The sequence below is a fragment of the Pseudomonas sp. Lz4W genome (genome assembly GCF_000346225.2).
GTDB classification, from domain to species: Bacteria; Pseudomonadota; Gammaproteobacteria; order Pseudomonadales; family Pseudomonadaceae; genus Aquipseudomonas; species Aquipseudomonas paraversuta.
Genome location: NZ_CP017432.1, coordinates 4386184 through 4403229 on the forward strand (window position 1 = coordinate 4386184; position 17046 = coordinate 4403229).

Annotated in this window: 17 protein-coding genes; 10 read left to right on the forward strand and 7 right to left on the reverse strand. The window is 58.7% G+C overall.

The features are described from left to right. Nucleotides 1–181: 181 nt before the first annotated feature. Nucleotides 182–973 (reverse strand): helix-turn-helix domain-containing protein, encoded by a 792-nt coding sequence (locus B195_RS20025; protein WP_003439300.1) that lies wholly within the window; start codon nt 971–973, stop codon nt 182–184. Nucleotides 974–1055: 82 nt separating this feature from the next. On the opposite strand from B195_RS20025, the gene B195_RS20030 reads away from it, so the two are divergent. Beyond that, nucleotides 1056–2084, forward strand: coding sequence for a bile acid:sodium symporter family protein (locus B195_RS20030; protein ID WP_003439298.1), 1029 nt, complete (start codon nt 1056–1058; stop codon nt 2082–2084). A 48-nt stretch (nt 2085–2132) separates the two neighbouring features. Here B195_RS20030 and B195_RS20035 read toward each other — a convergent pair whose 3' ends face one another. Beyond that, on the reverse strand, nt 2133–3407 hold the full coding sequence (locus B195_RS20035; RefSeq protein ID WP_003439295.1) for an acetyl-CoA C-acetyltransferase: 1275 nt from the start codon (nt 3405–3407) through the stop codon (nt 2133–2135). A 122-nt stretch (nt 3408–3529) separates the two neighbouring features. Between B195_RS20035 and B195_RS20040 the strand changes: the two genes are divergently transcribed. The 7 genes from B195_RS20040 (at nt 3530) to B195_RS20070 (ending at nt 10365) form a co-directional block, all read left to right on the forward strand. Further along, the gene (locus B195_RS20040; protein ID WP_003439294.1) at nt 3530–4882 is read left to right on the forward strand and encodes a 3-oxoacyl-ACP reductase; all 1353 of its coding nucleotides are present in this window, start codon (nt 3530–3532) and stop codon (nt 4880–4882) included. Nucleotides 4883–4885: 3 nt separating this feature from the next. Continuing rightward, nucleotides 4886–5740: a MaoC/PaaZ C-terminal domain-containing protein gene (locus B195_RS20045; protein ID WP_003439291.1), complete on the forward strand. Its 855-nt coding sequence runs from the start codon at nt 4886–4888 to the stop codon at nt 5738–5740. A 96-nt stretch (nt 5741–5836) separates the two neighbouring features. Further along, on the forward strand, nt 5837–6142 hold the full coding sequence (locus B195_RS20050) for a MazG-like family protein (protein ID WP_003439290.1): 306 nt from the start codon (nt 5837–5839) through the stop codon (nt 6140–6142). Then, nucleotides 6139–6888 carry a methyltransferase domain-containing protein gene (locus B195_RS20055; RefSeq protein ID WP_003439288.1) on the forward strand — a complete coding sequence of 250 codons (750 nt, stop codon included), beginning with the start codon at nt 6139–6141 and terminating at the stop codon, nt 6886–6888. The genes B195_RS20050 and B195_RS20055 overlap by 4 nt, the downstream gene beginning before the upstream one ends. A 22-nt stretch (nt 6889–6910) precedes the next feature. After that, nucleotides 6911–7525 carry a DUF4136 domain-containing protein gene (locus B195_RS20060; RefSeq protein WP_003439287.1) on the forward strand — a complete coding sequence of 205 codons (615 nt, stop codon included), beginning with the start codon at nt 6911–6913 and terminating at the stop codon, nt 7523–7525. Nucleotides 7526–7553: 28 nt separating this feature from the next. Further along, entirely contained in the window at nt 7554–8138 is a 585-nt protein-coding gene (locus B195_RS20065) for a DUF4136 domain-containing protein (protein WP_003439285.1), read from the forward strand. A gap of 241 nt (nt 8139–8379) precedes the next feature. After that, the gene (locus B195_RS20070) at nt 8380–10365 is read left to right on the forward strand and encodes a pilus assembly protein TadG-related protein (protein ID WP_003439282.1); all 1986 of its coding nucleotides are present in this window, start codon (nt 8380–8382) and stop codon (nt 10363–10365) included. A 94-nt stretch (nt 10366–10459) separates the two neighbouring features. Here B195_RS20070 and B195_RS20075 read toward each other — a convergent pair whose 3' ends face one another. After that, nucleotides 10460–13216 (reverse strand): ATP-binding protein, encoded by a 2757-nt coding sequence (locus B195_RS20075; RefSeq protein ID WP_003439281.1) that lies wholly within the window; start codon nt 13214–13216, stop codon nt 10460–10462. Next, complete coding sequence (locus B195_RS20080; RefSeq protein ID WP_003439278.1) at nt 13213–13656, reverse strand: TadE family protein; 444 nt, start codon at nt 13654–13656, stop codon at nt 13213–13215. The genes B195_RS20075 and B195_RS20080 overlap by 4 nt, the downstream gene beginning before the upstream one ends. A gap of 70 nt (nt 13657–13726) precedes the next feature. Here B195_RS20080 and B195_RS20085 point away from each other — a divergent pair, with 70 nt between their 5' ends. Beyond that, entirely contained in the window at nt 13727–14209 is a 483-nt protein-coding gene (locus B195_RS20085) for a prepilin peptidase (protein ID WP_003439276.1), read from the forward strand. Between the two features lie 108 nt (nt 14210–14317). Next, nucleotides 14318–15106: a response regulator transcription factor gene (locus B195_RS20090; protein ID WP_003439273.1), complete on the forward strand. Its 789-nt coding sequence runs from the start codon at nt 14318–14320 to the stop codon at nt 15104–15106. Nucleotides 15107–15170: 64 nt separating this feature from the next. On the opposite strand, the gene B195_RS20095 is transcribed toward B195_RS20090, so the two are convergent. The 3 genes from B195_RS20095 to B195_RS20105 are packed head-to-tail and all read right to left on the reverse strand — an operon-like array spanning nt 15171 to nt 17046. Then, nucleotides 15171–15437, reverse strand: a complete 267-nt coding sequence (locus tag B195_RS20095) for a DUF3613 domain-containing protein (RefSeq protein ID WP_003439272.1) — start codon at nt 15435–15437, stop codon at nt 15171–15173. 17 nt (nt 15438–15454) lie between these two features. After that, the gene (locus B195_RS20100; protein ID WP_003439264.1) at nt 15455–16147 is read right to left on the reverse strand and encodes a tetratricopeptide repeat protein; all 693 of its coding nucleotides are present in this window, start codon (nt 16145–16147) and stop codon (nt 15455–15457) included. A gap of 14 nt (nt 16148–16161) precedes the next feature. Then, nucleotides 16162–17046, reverse strand: a complete 885-nt coding sequence (locus tag B195_RS20105; protein WP_003439262.1) for a type II secretion system F family protein — start codon at nt 17044–17046, stop codon at nt 16162–16164.

Genomic DNA, 17046 nt, shown 5'->3' on the forward strand with positions numbered 1-17046 from the left:
TTAAGAGTCGCTTGTGTGCACTCCATGTGCCAACAAATCCGGAAAGTCGCTTCCTGCGCCAGCCGTCCCGAATGATAGACGAGCGCAAACTTTAGAGCATCGTCTAATCCAACCAGCGGTCATGCCGCCCCCGCCGGGAGCGCTTTTGTCCTTTGCAGGAGCATCCCGCATAACGGGCGAATCAATGCCTGAACAACTCGCCCGGGGTAAAACCGAACATTTTTTTGAATGCAGCAATAAAGGCCGACGTCGAGTCATAGCCACAGGACAACGCGGCGCCCGTCACACTGCCACCCTCCTCCAGCACCCTGAGCGAGGACAGCAAACGCATGCGCTGACGCCAACGGCGAAAACTCATCCCGGTTTCACGGGCAAACAAACGCATCAGGGTTTTCTGTGAAGTTCCCAGGCGCTCAGCCCACAGGCTCAGGCTGACCTCGGCATCCGGGCATGCGATCAGCTCATTGCACAGGCCCAGCAACCGCACATGCCGGGGCAATGGCAGCGAGAAGCCGACCTGATTCAAGGCCGCCAGTTGATCAAGCAACACCTGCACCAGGCGCTGCTCGGGGCTGCCGCCTTCGGGGTACTCCACCGGCAACTCGCAGAAGTGCTTGATCAACTCCCGGGCCAGCGGCGTTACCTCCAGGACCCGGCAATGCTCAGGCGCCCACAGGCAATCCTGCCGGCGTATATACAGACTGCGCATTTCAGCCCGGGTCGAGGTGACTACCTCATGCTCCAGCCCTGCCGGTATCCAGATCCCCCACTGCGGCGGGGCAAAGAAACTGCCTTCATCCGTGTGCACCCCCAGCACGCCACTGATCGCGTACGAAAACTGCACCCAGTCATGCCGGTGACGCGGCGTCCATGAACCTGCCCCCAGACTTTCGGCACGGGCATACAGCGGCCGCGGCAAAACATCGAGCACCGGAATGGCACGCTGGGCGCTAGCTTGTCCGTTTGGCGGCATTGGTTGGCCTTATATCGCAAGACGTCAGATAAATCCGACGTTAGGCTAAGTCATCATTTCTTACAATATCGCGGTGCCCGGAATGCCTGTGCTCAAACATCTCAAACGAATGTTCACCGACTGGTTTCTGTGCGGGATGCTGCTAGCGACATTTCTGGCCTATGTATTCCCCCATTTCGGCAGCACCGGCGGCGCCATGCATGCCGAGTGGGTGATCAATATCGGCGTGTTCCTGGTGTTTTTCCTGCACGGGGTCAATCTGTCCAGTGAACAGATCAGCCACGGCCTGAAAAACATTCGCCTGCACTTCATGGTGCAAGGCTTCACCTTTATTGCCTTTCCGCTGATCTGGGTGGTGGCCAACAAACTGTTGGGCGCCCATATCCCGCCCTTGCTGATGCTGGGGTTCTTCTACCTGTGCGCGTTGCCCTCGACCATTTCATCCTCCGTGGCACTCACCGGGAGCGCGGGCGGCAACGTGCCGGCAGCGATTCTCAATGCCAGCCTATCCAGCGTTCTGGGGATATTCCTGACCCCGTTACTGGTCAGCTTTGTGGTCGGCAGCGGCGCCGGCGGGATCGATCTGGGCTCAACCTTGCTCGATCTGTGCGCCATGCTGTTATTGCCACTGGTATTGGGCCAACTACTGCGCCCGCTGATTGGACGCTTCTTCGCCCGCCACAAGCGCTATACCAACATCGCCGACAAAGTGGTGATTCTGCTGCTGGTGTACGCCGCGTTCTGCAACTCGATGGTCTCCGGCATGTGGCAACAACAGGGTACTTCGGTGATATTCAGCGCCCTGGCCGGCAGTGCGCTATTGCTCGCAGTAATCCTGTGGCTAACCACCCGCACCGCTCGGGCCCTGAAATTCAGCACTGCAGATGAAATTGCCGCCGTGTTCTGCGCCAGCAAAAAATCCCTGGCCGCCGGCGCCCCCATGGCAGCGCTGATCTTTGGAGCCAACCCGGGGCTGGGCCTGATTCTGCTGCCGATCATGATCTACCACCCGCTGCAACTGATCGTCTGCTCGGTGATGGCTGAAAGCTACGCCACCCGTAACCGAGAACAAGCCGCCGCTCAAAACCAGTCCATCGCGCCCGCCCGCTAACCTGCACAATGCTCCGGGAGCTGGCTTGCCAGCTCCTCTGGGTTCGGCTCAGCGCTCAATAATTGCCGTCACCCCCTGGCCGCCTGCGGCGCAAATCGAGATCAGACCCCGGCCTTTGCCGGCGGTGGCGAGCAACTTGGACATGTTGGTGAGGATCCGTCCGCCCGTCGCGGCAAACGGATGCCCCGCTGCCAGTGAACTGCCCTTGACGTTGAGCTTGCTGCGATCAATAGAACCCAGCGGGGCATCAAGGCCAAGCCGGGTTTTGCAATAGTCTGCGTCTTCCCAGGCCTTCAGGGTACAGAGCACCTGTGCCGCAAAGGCCTCATGAATTTCGTAGTAGTCAAAGTCCTGCAATGTCAGACCATTGCGCGCCAGCAGTCGTGGGACGGCATACACCGGAGCCATCAGCAAACCCTCCGCGCCATGCACAAAATCCACCGCTGCCGTTTCGCCGTCGCGAAAATACGCCAGAATCGGCAGACCACGTGCCCGGGCCCACTCTTCACTGGCCAATAACACCACAGAAGCGCCGTCGGTCAGCGGTGTCGAGTTGCCGGCCGTCAGCGTGCCCTTGGCGCTTCGCTCGAATACCGGTTTAAGGGCCGCCAGCTTCTCCAGGGTCAGGTCCGGACGCAGATTGTTATCGCGGCTCAAGCCCAGAAACGGCGTGATCAAATCGTCTTCCCAGCCCGCGTGATAGGCCGCCGTCAATGCCTGGTGACTGTGCAGGGCCAGCTCATCCTGCTCGATGCGGGGGATGTTCCAGGTTTGCGCCATCAGCTCGCAGTGCTGGCCCATCGACAGCCCGGTACGCGGTTCACCGTTACGCGGAAACTCGGGCTTCAAAAAGTGCGGCCGTAATTGCAGCAAGGTTTTGAACTTGTCCACAGGTGCCTTGGTGCGATTGAACTGCAGCAGCCATTTACGCAGCCCGTCATTCAGGCCGATCGGCGCGTCAGATGTGGTGTCGACGCCACCGGCAATCGCGCATTCGATCTGCCCCAAGGCAATTTTATTGGCCACCAGCAATGCAGCTTCAAGGCCCGTGCCGCAGGCCTGCTGCACGTCATAGGCCGGGGTTTGCGGCGACAGCCGGGAGCCCAGCACGCACTCGCGGGTCAGGCTGAAGTCTCGGGAATCCTTGAGCACCGCCCCGGCCACCACCTCCCCCATCCGTAGCCCGTGCAAGCTGTACCGCTCGATCAGACCTTCCAGAGCGGCGGTCAGCATGTCCTGATTACTGGCATTCGCATAAGGCCCATTGGAACGGGCAAACGGGATTCGGTTACCGCCAATAATGGCTACACGACGCAGACTCATACGATTCACCCTATTCTCTTACGGTCAATGTTCGTAACAAGCGTAGGTCTTATCGCTGATAACGAACGACCTACCCGTGTTTGTGGTCAACCCTTTGAACCCAATCTGTCGGAGAGTGTTCCATGTCAGACCGTTATATCGACTTCGTCAACTCATCCCTCGGCCAGCGTCTGGTCGGCGCGTTGGGGCTGCCGTCACCGGTGCGACTGGAACGCTGGCAGGCTGGACGGCTACGCCCCATCGAGGGGCCGCTCTTGATTGGCGGCGGTAGCCTGGCCGCAGAGGTCAACAGCTTTGCCGCCAAACTGACCGACGCTGTATTCAGTTACGGGCCTGACCCCCTGGTCGCCACACCCTGGATTCCAGGTACCGGCCCCAAACTCAAGGCGGTGGTGTTCGACGCCAGCGAGCTCTTGCACACCGACCAACTCAAACAGTTGCGCGAGTTCTTTCAGCCCTTGCTGCGCAGCCTTGAGCACAGTGCCCATCTGCTTATTTTGGGCCGGGCGCCTGAAACATTGAGCGATCCATTCGCTGCCAGTGCCCAGCGCGCCCTTGAAGGCTTCAGTCGCTCACTGGCCAAGGAGTTGCGCAACGGCGGCACCTTGCAGCTGCTGTATGTCGGCCAGGGTGCCGAAGACCAGCTTGAAGGCGCCCTGCGGTTCTTCCTGTCACCCAAAAGTGCTTATGTCAGCGGTCAGGTCATACGCCTTGGCACCTGCGCCACCCGGGTTCAGGACTGGACCCGGCCGCTGGCAGGACGCAAGGCACTGGTCACCGGCGCCGCCCGTGGCATTGGCGCGTCCATTGCCGAAACCCTGGCCAGGGACGGCGCCGAAGTGATCCTGCTGGATGTACCACCGGCCAAGACTGACCTCGACGCCTTGGCTGCACGCCTGGACGGACGCAGTATCACTCTGGATATATGTGCCGCTGACGCCGCCGCCCAACTTATCCAGCAGTTGCCGGACGGCATCGACATCGTGGTGCATAACGCCGGCATCACCCGTGACAAAACCCTGGCCAACATGACCCCCGAATTCTGGGACGCAGTGCTCGCGGTCAACCTCAACGCACCGCAAGTGCTGACCAAAGCCCTGCTCGACAGCGGCACCCTGCGCGATAACGGCCGGGTCATTTTGCTCGCCTCCATCAGCGGCATTGCCGGCAATCGCGGCCAGACCAACTACGCCGCCAGCAAAGCCGGGCTGATTGGCCTGGCGCAGGCCTGGGCGCCGCTGCTGAGTGAGCGCGGCATCAGCATCAATGCCGTGGCGCCGGGGTTTATCGAAACCCAAATGACCGCCCACATTCCGTTTGCCCTGCGCGAAGCAGGCCGGCGCATGAGCTCGCTGGGCCAGGGTGGCCTGCCCCAGGACGTTGCCGAAGCCGTAGCCTGGCTCAGCCAGCCGGGTTCGGGGGCCGTCAGCGGGCAAGCGCTGCGGGTATGCGGTCAAAGTATTCTGGGGGCATAAACCATGAGCGTGAATTGGCTGGATCTCGGTAACCCGCCGCATTTACCCGCGCTGTACGCCCATGCGGCGGCCAAACGTAAAATCACCGGCAACACCCTGCCAGAACAGGGTTTGCGCTGCTGGGTAGAGGTCCAGGCCAAACCGCTGGCCGCGTTCCGTGACATCTGCGCACTGGCGCCAGGGCCGCTGCTGCCGCCGACCTACCCCCATGTTCTGGCGTTCGGTCTGCAAATGCAGTTGCTGACCGACAAGAGCTTTCCCTTCCCCCTGCTGGGCTTGATTCACCTGACCAATCGCATTCGCGTGTTGCGCCCGATGGGCGGGGTAACGCAATTGCGCATCGGGGTATTTGTCCACAACCTGCAAAAACACGCCAAGGGCGCCACCTTCGATGTGGTCACCCAGGTTGACGACTTGATCGGGCCATTGTGGGAGGCCGACAGCACCTTGCTGTGCAAAGGCGTCGAGCTGCCGGGCGACGTAGCTCAACCCGGTGCACAGCAGCCGGTGGCGATGAACGAACTGACCCGCTGGTTCGCCCCGGCCAATATCGGCCGCCGCTATGCCAGGGTCTCGGGCGACTACAACCCCATTCACCTGAGTGCCGCCAGCGCCAGACTGTTCGGCCTTCCCAGCGCCATCGCCCATGGTTTGTGGCTCGAGGCCCGGGCCCTGGCGGCCCTCGACTCGCACCTGCCCAAGGCCAACGTCGAGATCAGCGTGGCCTTCAAAAAACCGGTACGTCTGCCCAGTGAAGTGATCCTGCTCAGTAGCGCGGCGGGCTCCAGCGGCGACTTCCAGCTCAACGGCCACGGCGATCTGCTGCACATGTCCGGCAACTGGCGGCCGATCAGCTAGCGCCCACAGGGTATAGCCACCGGCCAGTAGCGCCTTTCACTTGCGCCAACTTCTGTTCGGCCGCAAGCTTTGCGCCTTCTGGAGAGCACACCCTCGATGAACCTCGACGAACTGACCAAACGCCTGCACCGCATCCGCGATAACAATCACTGGAAACAGTTCCACAGCCCGAAAAACCTGGCCATGGCGGCCAGTGTTGAAATGGCCGAGCTGGTGGAGATTTTTCAGTGGCTGAGTGAAGACCAATCGCGCCAGCTCCCCGCCGACCAACTGGCCCACGCCGGGCAGGAGGTGGGGGACATCGTGCTGTACTTGCTGTTGCTGTGCAGCGAACTCGGACTGGACATGAACGAAGTGGTGCGCAACAAACTGGCCGACAGCGAAAGGCGTTTCAGCAAATGAGTGACCGTCACTTCGATCAACTGGCGACCCGCTTCGCCGAAAAAATCTACGGTGGCGCCAAGGGTGCCATTCGTCTGGCCGTACTTCAGGCCGATCTTACAGAGTCACTGCCCGCCCGCCCCCTGCGCGTGCTGGATATCGGCGCCGGGCTGGGCCATATGTCGCTATGGCTGGCCCAGCAGGGGCACGACGTAACCCTGGCCGAGCCGGCAGCGCCCATGCTCGAAGGTGCGCGCCAGCGCTTTGCCGACGCGGGCCAGAACGGCACGTTCATTCAGGCGCCGTGGCAAGAGCTGCTGGGCCAGCTGACCGAGCCTTACGACCTGGTGTTGTGTCATGCGGTGCTGGAATGGCTGGCCGAACCCCACGCCATTCTGCCCGTACTGCACCAGCTCACGGCCAGGGACGGCTGGCTGTCGCTGGCGTTCTACAACCGCGACGCGCTGATCTATCGCAACCTGCTCAAAGGCCACTTCCGCAAAATGCGCAAGAACGATATGGCCGGCGAAAAACAAAGCCTCACCCCGCAACAACCCCTGGACCCACGGGAACTGGCCACTGCGCTCGAAGGCTTGTGGCAGGTCGAAACCCAAAGCGGTGTGCGGGTATTTCACGACTACATGCCCGTGGAGTTCCAGGCCCGCGCCGAGCTGCAAGCGCTGGTAGAAATGGAGCTGGCCCACCGTCGCCACCCAGCCTTTGCCGGGTTGGGACGTTATCTGCATTGGGTGTGCCGCCCGGTTTGAACCGCCCGTTCGGGAGAACAACATGTATCGCCGTTTCGCCTTAGTTGTCTTGAGCCTCGGGCTGGTGGCTTGCCAGAGCCCGAACCCTTATACCCCGAGTGCACTGCCGATGCCGCCCGCTCCGGCCCAGACAGCCAACACCCTGGACTTGAGCGCCTACCCTGCGCCGCCACGGGATTACGGGCGCTATCAAAGCTGGGCCTGGCTCAATGGCCGCCTGCCGGCCGGCACGGCCTGGGCTGACCCGGCACAAATCGCCGAGGCGGTGAATAATGCCCTCGACCAGCGCGGCTTGCGCCCTGCCCAGCCGGGTCGCCCGGCAGACTTGTGGGTGAGCGCTGATTTACATACAGAAAAACGTCTGCGTCAGGTGCAGGACGACTATGGTTATGGAGCCGGTTACGGCAACAGTTATGGCCGTTACGGCAATCAGTACGGGATGTACAACTCGTTCCCCGTGGTACGCACCTACGAAGTTGAAGTCATGGTGGTGCGACTCAATTTCTACGACGGCAAAACCGGTCAACCCGTATGGAGTTCAAGTGCAGAAACCAGCAGCAAAGGCAGCCTGAGCGAACGTAGTGACGCCCTGCGCGAATCACTGAAAAAGGCAGTGCAGGCTTACCCACCTCAGTAAGTTTGAATGTTGAAGCGGAGATATCATCATGCTACGTCGCATTGCACTATTGGGCCTGGCCCTGCTGCTCAGCGCCTGCGAGTCCATGCAGGTCACCAGCGACTACAACCCTTCTGTCGATTTTGCCAGGTTTCAGACCTGGGCCTGGAAAGACCCGGCGCTGCAATACCAGCCCAATAGCCTGATGCTAAAAAGCGACCTGACCGAGCAACGGATCATGCAGGCCGTGAGCAGTGGCCTCGACCAGCGTGGCCTGCGCCCTGTGACGGCGGGCAACAAGCCGGACCTGCTGGTGCAAACCTATCTGATCGTGGCCAACCGCCAGGAACAAATTGTCACCAACTACGGCTATGGCGGCCCATGGGGCGGACCTTGGGGCTATGCCGGTGGCCCGTGGGAAGGTTACTGGGGCGCACCGATGTACAACGAAACCCGTAATGTGGTTTATCAGGTGGGCACCCTGCAAATCGACTTGATCGATGCCAAAGACGGCAGACTGGTATGGCGTGGCAGCGCAGAAAAAATCGTCGACAACAGCCCGACCCCTGCCGAGCGCAGCGCTGCCATCCATGAAGCGGTGAATAAAATTCTCGGCAACTATCCGCCCAAGTAAGGTTTGAGGCGTATCATTAATAACTTGCTCGCGATGTATACAAGTAAGAATGGATTAATACTTTCGCGAGCAAGTTAGCTGCTACACGTTTTATCTCTTCAGATATCAATGACTTTTGCACAGTTGTTCACATCACTCATATAAAACTGGCAACTGGCCAGCGCTTCGTCGACTTTTTGGCTACACTCGGTAAACTTTGGAGAGTTAGCGCTGGACCATGTTCCAGTATCAGGAGTGCTCGATGTCTCCCCGTCTAAGTGGTATTCGTTTTTCTGGCCCCCGACAGCAGCGCGGCGCAATCGGCTTGATGGCCGTAGTCGTCCTCGGCATGGTGCTGATTTTCATGTTGTTGGTGGTCGACAGCGGACGGCTTTACCTGGAGCAACGCAAATTGCAACGGGTGGCGGACATGGCGGTGCTGGAGACAATCAGCCGGGGAGGCTCGTGCGTGACCGGTACCGCACTGACCTACGCCAAGGACAGTGCAACCCGCAACAGCTTTATACCCGGGCCTGTTCAGCAAGTAAGCACCACCTGCGGCACCCTGGTGACGGGAAGCGACAACCTGCGCACTTTCAAGGCAGACAACAGCCAAACCGAGGCCATCCGCGTTATCGCCACCACCACCGTCCCCACCAGTGTCGCCGGCGGGTTGTGGAGCATGTTTTCCACGGGCAAGTTTAATTTCGATACCCATTTAACTGCGAGTGCAGTGGGGGCTGCACCAAAGGGGTTACTGGCTCAACTTACGATTCGCAGCACTGCCGTTAACATTGACTCTGCAAAATCCCAGGTACTTAACGCACTATGGGGCGGGCTGCTGGGAGGCTCGCTCAATCTAAGCGCTGCGGGCTGGCAAGGTCTGGTCGACAGCAAGATCAACTTACTGAGTTATCTGGATCAGTTAGCCATTGATTTAAACATCAATGCCGGCAGTTATACCGATGTCTTGAACACTAAAATACAACTCACAAAACTTATCGACACGGCCATTAAAGTGCTGACGCTTAATGGCAATACCACCAGTGTGGCCGTTGACGGGCTCCTCGGACTTAAAGCTGCGGTGGGCAGTATTCAGGTCAAACTGGCCGATATATTGAAACTGCAAACGGGTACAAGTGGCGCGGGGCTGGACACCAACTTGAATGTCTTCCAGTTAGTAGAGGCTTTTGTCCAGCTCGCCAACATCAATAATGGCGTAGTGGCTACCGTCCCGCTGAACGTTCCGGGCGTGATCAATGGCGTGGTGAAATTAAAAGTCATCGAGCCACCTCAGCTTTCAGCCATTGGTGATCCGGCAAAGGCCAAGGCCAACCCTACCGATCCTGCGTCCCGGATCTACGTGCGTACTGCACAACTGCGGGCGGGGGTAAGCATCAGCCTGCCAGTGCTCGATACCCCGGCAGTCGCGTTCGTTCTCAATAACCTGGTCGGCCCCCTGACCAATACGCTGAACAGTTTACTAAGCCTCAATCTGGCTGCCACCCTTGAGTCGGTCCTGTGCCTGGTGATACTTCCTTGCAAGCAAACCGACCTCAAAGTACTTCCTACCCCCAAGATCGACATTATCCTTGAGCTCGCCAGCGCCAACTCCTATGTCACTGATTACTCATGCCCCAGTACGACCACAAAAAGCCTGACTGTCGCGAACAATGCAGCCCTGGTAAAGGTCAAGTTCGGAAGCATTGACATGACCAATGCCTTCTCTTCAACCGGCGATGTCACCATCAAGCCATTGCCCATCGTTGATATTGGTTCCGTCACCTGCTCGGGGCTGGTTCTATTCAAAGTATGCGACCCTAAAACCCGGGTACCTTTTTATGGTGGCGGGATTGGTCTAATGGTAGACACCAGTATTGGCAGCCTTACCGCTCCCTACCAGACCCATACTTACAATCAACCACCCGAAGTAAAACAGGAGCCGCTTTTTTTCACCGTAGAAGCAAAAGATCTGGTGGGCACGCTTAAAACCACGCTGCAAGGTATAAAGCTGGCGGTCTATAGACCCACAGGCACCAGCGCCCTGGGCAATCTGCTCGAGGGTATCGGCAATATATTGAACGGTTTAATTACGGCCATCAGTAATATCATCGGTACTTTGCTTAGCCCGATTGTCGACCCGCTTTTAAACAACATCCTTAATGTGCTGGGGATAACCATCGACAAGGTCGACATTGGCGCCAACCTCTCCTGCGGCCAGGGCGGACGCGCCCAACTGGTGCTCTGACCCGCGACACCTATAGCCGCACGGGGAGCAAAGATGCGATGGGCAACCAAGTCCATCACATCTTCTGTCGCACCTCGTCAGCGGCGGCTGGCCTCTAGCCTTCTGACACCGGCAACTCTACGCAAAACCGGGCCCCGGTTGCGCTGTTGCTCACGCTCAACCGCCCGCCCATGTTGTCGATAATGCCGTAGCTCACCGACAAGCCCAGGCCAGTGCCAATGCCGACGGGCTTGGTGGTAAAGAACGGTTCGAAGATGCGCTCCAGCAAACGCGGGTCGATACCGTCGCCGTTATCCTGGACCCAAAGGCGTACATGGCTGCTGTCTGCTTCGGCGCTCAGGGTTATCAGGGGCTGGAAGTCGTGGTCCGTCTCGCGTTTGCTCAACAAGGCGTCACGCCCATTGACCAGCAGGTTGATCAGCACTTGCTCCAGCTGATCAGCGTGGCCGCGCACCTGCACGCTACACACCAGCTCTTCAGTGCGAACTTCGACCCCTTTGCTACGCAGGCCTTCGCCCAGCAGGGCCAAAGTGCCTTCCAGTGCCTGCACCGGGTTGAATACTTGCTGCTCGATTTCGGAGCGCCGGCCGAATACCCGCATATGGTCCACCACCCGCGCAGCACGCTGGATTTGCGAATCGATGCGGGTGAGTTTTTCCGTCAGGTAATCAATCTGCACATCGCCGTTACCCAGGCGCTTGAGCACGTTGACGATCGCCATGCGCATCACATTCAGCGGCTGGTTGATCTCATGGGCCAGGCCGGTGGCCATTTCGCCGAGGGTGGCCATCTTCGCGCCATGGGTCAGTTGCTGTTGTGAGCGCCGTACTTCGGTGTTGTCGCGACCTACCGCCTGGATTTCGAGCAACTGGCCCTGGGCATCGAACACCCCGCGATCCGACCAGACCCACCACGCGTGTTCACGCCCGGGCAGTTGCAGGCTGATTTCAGCCGTGCTGACCGGAAACTCCGGGCTCAAGCTGGCAATCCGCCGGGCAAACAACTGACGCTGCTCCGATGAGAGCCAATCCCCCAGGCTGATCCCCGGCAATTGCTCCGGGGTGCATTCCAGATAAGTGGCCAGTGGCCGGTTGCCGAAAGTCAGGGTCAGGTCCGGCAAGTAGCGGCAAATCATCGCCGGGGAATCTTCGACCAGTATCCGGTAACGCTCCTCGCTGTGCTTGACCCGATCGGCCGCTTCGGTGGTCTCGGTGATATCCAGCCATAAACCCACCGCCTCGACGGGCAGCCCCAGGTCATCGCGTAATAGTTTGGCCTCATCCAGCAACCAGTGATACTCGCCACTGCGGTCGCGCAGGCGATAGCGGCTGCGGCTGCTGCCTTGGCGCAGCAGCTGGCGGGTACGTTCAAAATACTGCTCGCGGTCGTCGGGGTGAATCTTCTCGATCAAGGCGCCGCCTGCGCAGTCGTCCAGACTCCAGCCCAGCAAAGGCTGCAAGCTGTCGCTGAAGAAAGCGGGGAGCAAGGCGCCTTCGTCGTAGCGCTGTACGTAAATCACCGCGGGCGAGCTGGCAATCAGGTTGTCCAGTCGCGCATGGGCGGCAGCGGCTTGCAGTTGCTGGTTTTTGATGTCGCTGATATCGAGCATGTAACCCACTATGCGCCGACCTGCGCCAGCCCCCAGCACCTGGCCCTGTATCCGGTACCACCGCGCAGGCTGCCCGCCCTGGGGTTGATGCACCCGCGCGCACAACAGCAATGCTTTGCCGTGCTCCAGCAGCGCATTGAAACCGCTGCTGATTTCATCCCGGTCCGCTGGGTGAAACAGCGCCAGCCACGCCTCGCGGGTCAATGCCGCAGGCTCCAGCTCGGGCAACAGACTGGCGCTCAATTGTGCTGCCAGCTGAATCTGCCGGGAAGGCTGCAACCACTCCCACCAGCCCGTACCCAGCAGTTCTTGCAACGCGACCATGCGTTCCTGTTGCGCAGTGTGCTGCTGATCGCGCAGACGGTCCTGCAAAGGCCCGGCCATCGCCGCACACACCAGCAACCAGTCGCTGTCGCTCATCAACCGGCGCTGCTGCGCCGCCGGGTAAAAACCCAGCAGCAACCAGACAGACTGCCCGCGTTGATCACGGTATGGCACCAACAAACCGTCGGCATTGCCAAACAGGCTGTTGAGCAAAGGGGTACGGCTCCTCTCAAGATCCGCATTTATGTGCCGGGGCGCTGTTGCGTCAAGATCATCGAGAACCTCGCCAACGGTCTGCCCGGAGGTCCACAACAGCGGCGCATCAAAAGCGTGGTAAGCACTGTAAAGACGCCAGCCGAGGGCGGTATCACTGCGCACGGCCAGCGCCACGCAGGGCACACGCCACTGCTGGGCCACACACCGCAGGGCTTCATGGATCACTTCAGGCAGGCGGGCAGCGCTGCACTGGCGCAGCTGCTGAGTGATGCTGAGGGCCAGTTGCATGCATTGTTCGCGGTTGCCGGCTTGCTGACTGTGGCGCCGTAAATCGCTGATATCCAGCAGCTGCAACAGCCAGTGATCGCCCTGGGGCTGCACCCAGCCCCGGGTGTTCAGCACGTTCAGGCCCGGCCCTTGAAAGTCCAGATCAAGGCTGTGCCCGGTCCAGTCTGCCGGCACACCTTCAAGGGCCTGGGTGCTGCCCGGCACCAGATAGTCCAGCAACAGACGCGGCGTTCCTTCACTTGTAGCCAGCCCCAGGCCAAAGCGCTGCAGACCATGGGCGTCAATCACCCGCCCCTGCGGATCGAGCACCAGCTGTATGCCCGCATCGGTTCGCCACTGCAGGCCAGGGGATTCAGGCGCCTGCTCGCCGAAGCCGCCGAGCAGGCGCCCGAAGAATCGTTCACCGTGAATCAAAATTTCATACTCGATGTCACCGTCAAGGAGCTCGGCAGATCAGGTACGATAATAGTTCCAAATTTAAGTACCGGCATGATGCTGCGCAACGCAACGGACGGCAGACTGACAGTCGCAGTCAGTACCCCTTTGGTGGCGTCATAAGTTGCAGTTTTGACCAGGCTTGTAGCCACGGTTTTAGGGACCCAGCTCAGTTTGTCGTTCAGCACGCTGGTGGCCAATGCCTCAACCGTGGATTTATAAGTCGCCGCCGTCAGCGAAGGATCGACCGCCACACTACGGCGCACCGCCTCGGCGGTGGCGTTATTGAATGACTGCATCAGCAACAACGGCAAGCTGTAACTTAGTACGCCATAAAGCACCGCAAAAAAAACAACAAATACCAGCGCGAACTCAATGGCAGCGGCGCCTTTTTGTTTTTTAGGAAGGCCTGTTTTCATGACTGCGTCCACCCTGTCAATCTAAAGTAATATCATCATAGAATCATTGGTAAAAAGGGATGTTAATTACGTGATCCATTTATCCGTTGTGTTTGTTTGGTTCTTCGCCTGCGCCACCCAAGACCTTATCCAGCGCCAGATTGCCAATATCCTGACCTTTGGGGGTGCGGCGCTGGCGTTGTTGTATCTGCTCTGGACGGGTAGCACCTGGCTTGGCGCCAGCGCCGGTGAAGGCGGCTGGGCGCTATTGATCGCTTTGTTACTGACACTTCCCGGCTATGCCCTGAACAAGCTGGGCGCCGGTGATGTAAAGCTGCTGATTGCCCTGGCACTGGCAACCGACCGTCTGACAATTTTAGGTACCGTGATCGGCGCCAGTTTATGTACTGCCCTGTGGTGGCTGGTAGCGTCAAAAATTCTGCCTGTTGTGAATCAACGATTTAAGTCAGACGCCAATAACGACAAAACCGCACTGTCAAAAAAACTTCCGTACGCACCCTTCTTGTTAGGTGGTTTCACCCTGACAGTGATGTTACTGCCATCGTCAGTTTGAGGGATTAACACCTTGTACATAGTCGTAAAGTAGGTCTACGTTTAAACCAGACACCTCAAGCGGGTGCCCAAGATGTCGATGCAAGATGTCCATGATTGGTTTACCAGGATGGAGAACCGTGTGAAAACACCAACGTTCAAAATAAAAATACTCGTCGTCGATGATGAACCATTAATTGTCGAAGAGCTATGCGAGTTCCTGGAAAGCAGCGGCTATGGTTGCGTACCTTGCCAATCCAGTCGTGATGCCATAAGTGCTTTCACCGCCGACTCGAATATCAACCTGGTGCTGTGCGACTTGCACATGCCCGACATGGATGGAATCGAACTCACTCAACACTTGCAAAAAGTTGCCGGAAAACAGCGCGCCTTTGAAAGCATTTTATTGACTGGTCGTTCAGATAAAAAAGACGTGATCAAAGCGCTGCGTATTGGCATCGCCGATTACTATCAAAAGCCCGTCGATCTAAGTGAGTTACTTGAAGGTATTCAGCGTCAGGAAGAAATTCTTCGCGAACAGCACAAGAGTTACCAGTTGGGGCATCTGAACCAGAAGTTGCAATATCTGGCCGAGTCCATCGACGACCTCTATCAAGATATGGCGGCAGCTCGCCGCCCCTCCCAAATAACGTCTCCATCTTCGGGCGACAGTTCCGGGGTTCAGATCCCCTCCATTTTCAAACAACTGTCGCCACGCCAACTGGACGTTGCCAAGCTGGTGAGCAAAGGCCAGACCAACTACCAGATCGCCTGTGATCTGGGCATTACCGAAAACACCGTAAAACTCTACGTGTCGCAAGTGCTGCGCCTGACCCACATGAACAACCGCACCCAACTGGCCCTTGCCCTGTCCCCCAACTCCTCCGGCCAACACCATCGGCAGATGGTTGACGGCTGATCAGTTATCCAGGCTATGCCCCCCTGTCCCGCACTGGATGGAACAGGGGCCTGAACCACATTGATCAATCCGACTTGCCGCTACCGCCTTCATCCTGTTTGTAATACTCAGGAATAGGGTGGGTGTAGCTGTCCAGCCAGCGTTGCAGGCTGAGCTCGCGCTCTTGCGGGGTGGCTGTCTGGGGGATCGGTGACTGGGCCCGGCCACTGACCTGAAGCTGCAGCCAGTTTTCGGTGTCCTGCTGGGCTCTGGACACAGGTCCCGGCCCGATGGCAAAGGCGCCAAGCGGCAGCACGGCCAACAACACACCGACTCGAATATAAAGACTCATGGCACACCTCCAACGCATTATTTGATCGCAGCCACTTGATTGCTGGCTGTCTTGGCTTGGGTTTTCAGGGCTTGCGCCCTGGCCTGGGCATCACCCACTTGCGCAGGGGTCAATTCGGCACGGTTCGCAAGTTCTGCGGCCTGGTTCCACTGATCCTGATAAATCAGCAAGGTCACCAGGTTCAGCGCCGCCAGCGAATCCGTCTGCTTGAGTTCCAGAGCAGTCAAAAACTCAAAGCGCGCTTCGTCTATGCGCAGTTGATTGAGATACACCACCCCCAGGTCGTTACGCACCTTGTCATCGGTCGGTGCCATGCGTGCCGCACGCTCCAGATAAGTGGTCGCCAGCGCGTTATCACCCCGCCCTGCTGCCAGCTGGCCCAGACCATGCTCACCTTCGGCCGCCAGACAGGAGCCCAGCAGCCCGCGATACAAAGGTTCGGCTTCACTGCGACCCAGTTGCCGGTAGATTCTGGCCTTGCGCAGTTGCACCTGGGCGTAACGTTCCGGCAGACCTTGCAGGTTGGCCAGGCTGGCGTGCAGCTTGCCCTCCTTGGCCATGTCGTCGGCCAGGCTCATCGACAGTTCCTGATCATCACTCAACTTGGCGCAACTGCTGCCGGTCAGACTCGACCACGGCGAATTACCCTGCCCCCCTGTCGCACAACCGCCCAACATCAGCAGCGCACACGCGGCAATGACAGCTTTCATACTCATACTCCTGATCAAGAGGTAAAGGCCCTTGCGATAGCCATCAAACTCGGCCCGGCCAATACAATCATCAGCGCCGGAAACAGAAACACCATCATGACCACCGACATCTTGGCCGACATTTTCGAGATGTATTCCTCCAGACTCGTCATGCGCCGGTCATCGAGCAGCTCTTTAAGCGCCTGCAACGATTTCATCGCCCCGCCGCCCTGTTGAATCAATTGCTGCAGGATCACGCAGGTGTCGTTGAATTCGTCCACATCCAGCAAGGCTGCGGTTTTGTTGAGCTCCTGGCTCAACTCCAGGCCCGAGTCCACCCTGGCCAGCATCACCCGCAACTCTGCAGTAAGTACCGGCAGCAATTGCCGCCCCTCCAGGCTCAACACCCGCAGCGCCTGCTCGACTGCCATGCCGGATTCAAACAGGATGCGCAGTAACGGAATGAAGGTTGAAACCTCCACCGCCACTTCTTGCTGCCGCTTTTTCGCCACGTAGGCCAACATTCGCTTGGGAATCAGATACCCCAGGGCAAGCGCAAACAGCAGTACAAGCATCAGATTTCCCGAACCGGGAAAGAACAATTCATGCCCCAGAAAGATCAGCCCGGCAAAGGCAACCGGAGTACCGATCTGGAACGCGGCAAACAATGACCGCTGACTGGCGGTGCGCCAGCCCACGCGGTTGAGCAGGACCTGGGTTTCGCTGTCCATCGAAACCGAGCGCTGGCCAAACTTGCTGCTGCCCACTGCCCGCATCCACAGGCTGAGTTTGCCGGGACCGGTCCTGTCACCCTCCAGACGCTGCATCACCCGCTGCTGGCTCAGCCGCTCCTGGATCACATGGTTAATTACCAGCCCCAGAGCGCCGATCAGTAAAATCAAACAAATCAGCAAGGCCAT

Coding starts and splice junctions, on each gene's coding strand:
- B195_RS20070 (WP_003439282.1), top strand. CDS start 8,380: ATGTCTCCCCGTCTAAGTGGTATTCGTTTTTCTGGCCCCCGACAGCAG.
- B195_RS20055 (WP_003439288.1), top strand. CDS start 6,139: ATGAGTGACCGTCACTTCGATCAACTGGCGACCCGCTTCGCCGAAAAA.
- B195_RS20050 (WP_003439290.1), top strand. CDS start 5,837: ATGAACCTCGACGAACTGACCAAACGCCTGCACCGCATCCGCGATAAC.
- B195_RS20080 (WP_003439278.1), bottom strand. CDS start 13,656: ATGAAAACAGGCCTTCCTAAAAAACAAAAAGGCGCCGCTGCCATTGAG.
- B195_RS20100 (WP_003439264.1), bottom strand. CDS start 16,147: ATGAAAGCTGTCATTGCCGCGTGTGCGCTGCTGATGTTGGGCGGTTGT.
- B195_RS20025 (WP_003439300.1), bottom strand. CDS start 973: ATGCCGCCAAACGGACAAGCTAGCGCCCAGCGTGCCATTCCGGTGCTC.
- B195_RS20030 (WP_003439298.1), top strand. CDS start 1,056: ATGCCTGTGCTCAAACATCTCAAACGAATGTTCACCGACTGGTTTCTG.
- B195_RS20045 (WP_003439291.1), top strand. CDS start 4,886: ATGAGCGTGAATTGGCTGGATCTCGGTAACCCGCCGCATTTACCCGCG.
- B195_RS20035 (WP_003439295.1), bottom strand. CDS start 3,407: ATGAGTCTGCGTCGTGTAGCCATTATTGGCGGTAACCGAATCCCGTTT.
- B195_RS20065 (WP_003439285.1), top strand. CDS start 7,554: ATGCTACGTCGCATTGCACTATTGGGCCTGGCCCTGCTGCTCAGCGCC.
- B195_RS20090 (WP_003439273.1), top strand. CDS start 14,318: ATGGAGAACCGTGTGAAAACACCAACGTTCAAAATAAAAATACTCGTC.
- B195_RS20095 (WP_003439272.1), bottom strand. CDS start 15,437: ATGAGTCTTTATATTCGAGTCGGTGTGTTGTTGGCCGTGCTGCCGCTT.
- B195_RS20040 (WP_003439294.1), top strand. CDS start 3,530: ATGTCAGACCGTTATATCGACTTCGTCAACTCATCCCTCGGCCAGCGT.
- B195_RS20060 (WP_003439287.1), top strand. CDS start 6,911: ATGTATCGCCGTTTCGCCTTAGTTGTCTTGAGCCTCGGGCTGGTGGCT.
- B195_RS20105 (WP_003439262.1), bottom strand. CDS start 17,046: ATGGCCTTGCTGATTTGTTTGATTTTACTGATCGGCGCTCTGGGGCTG.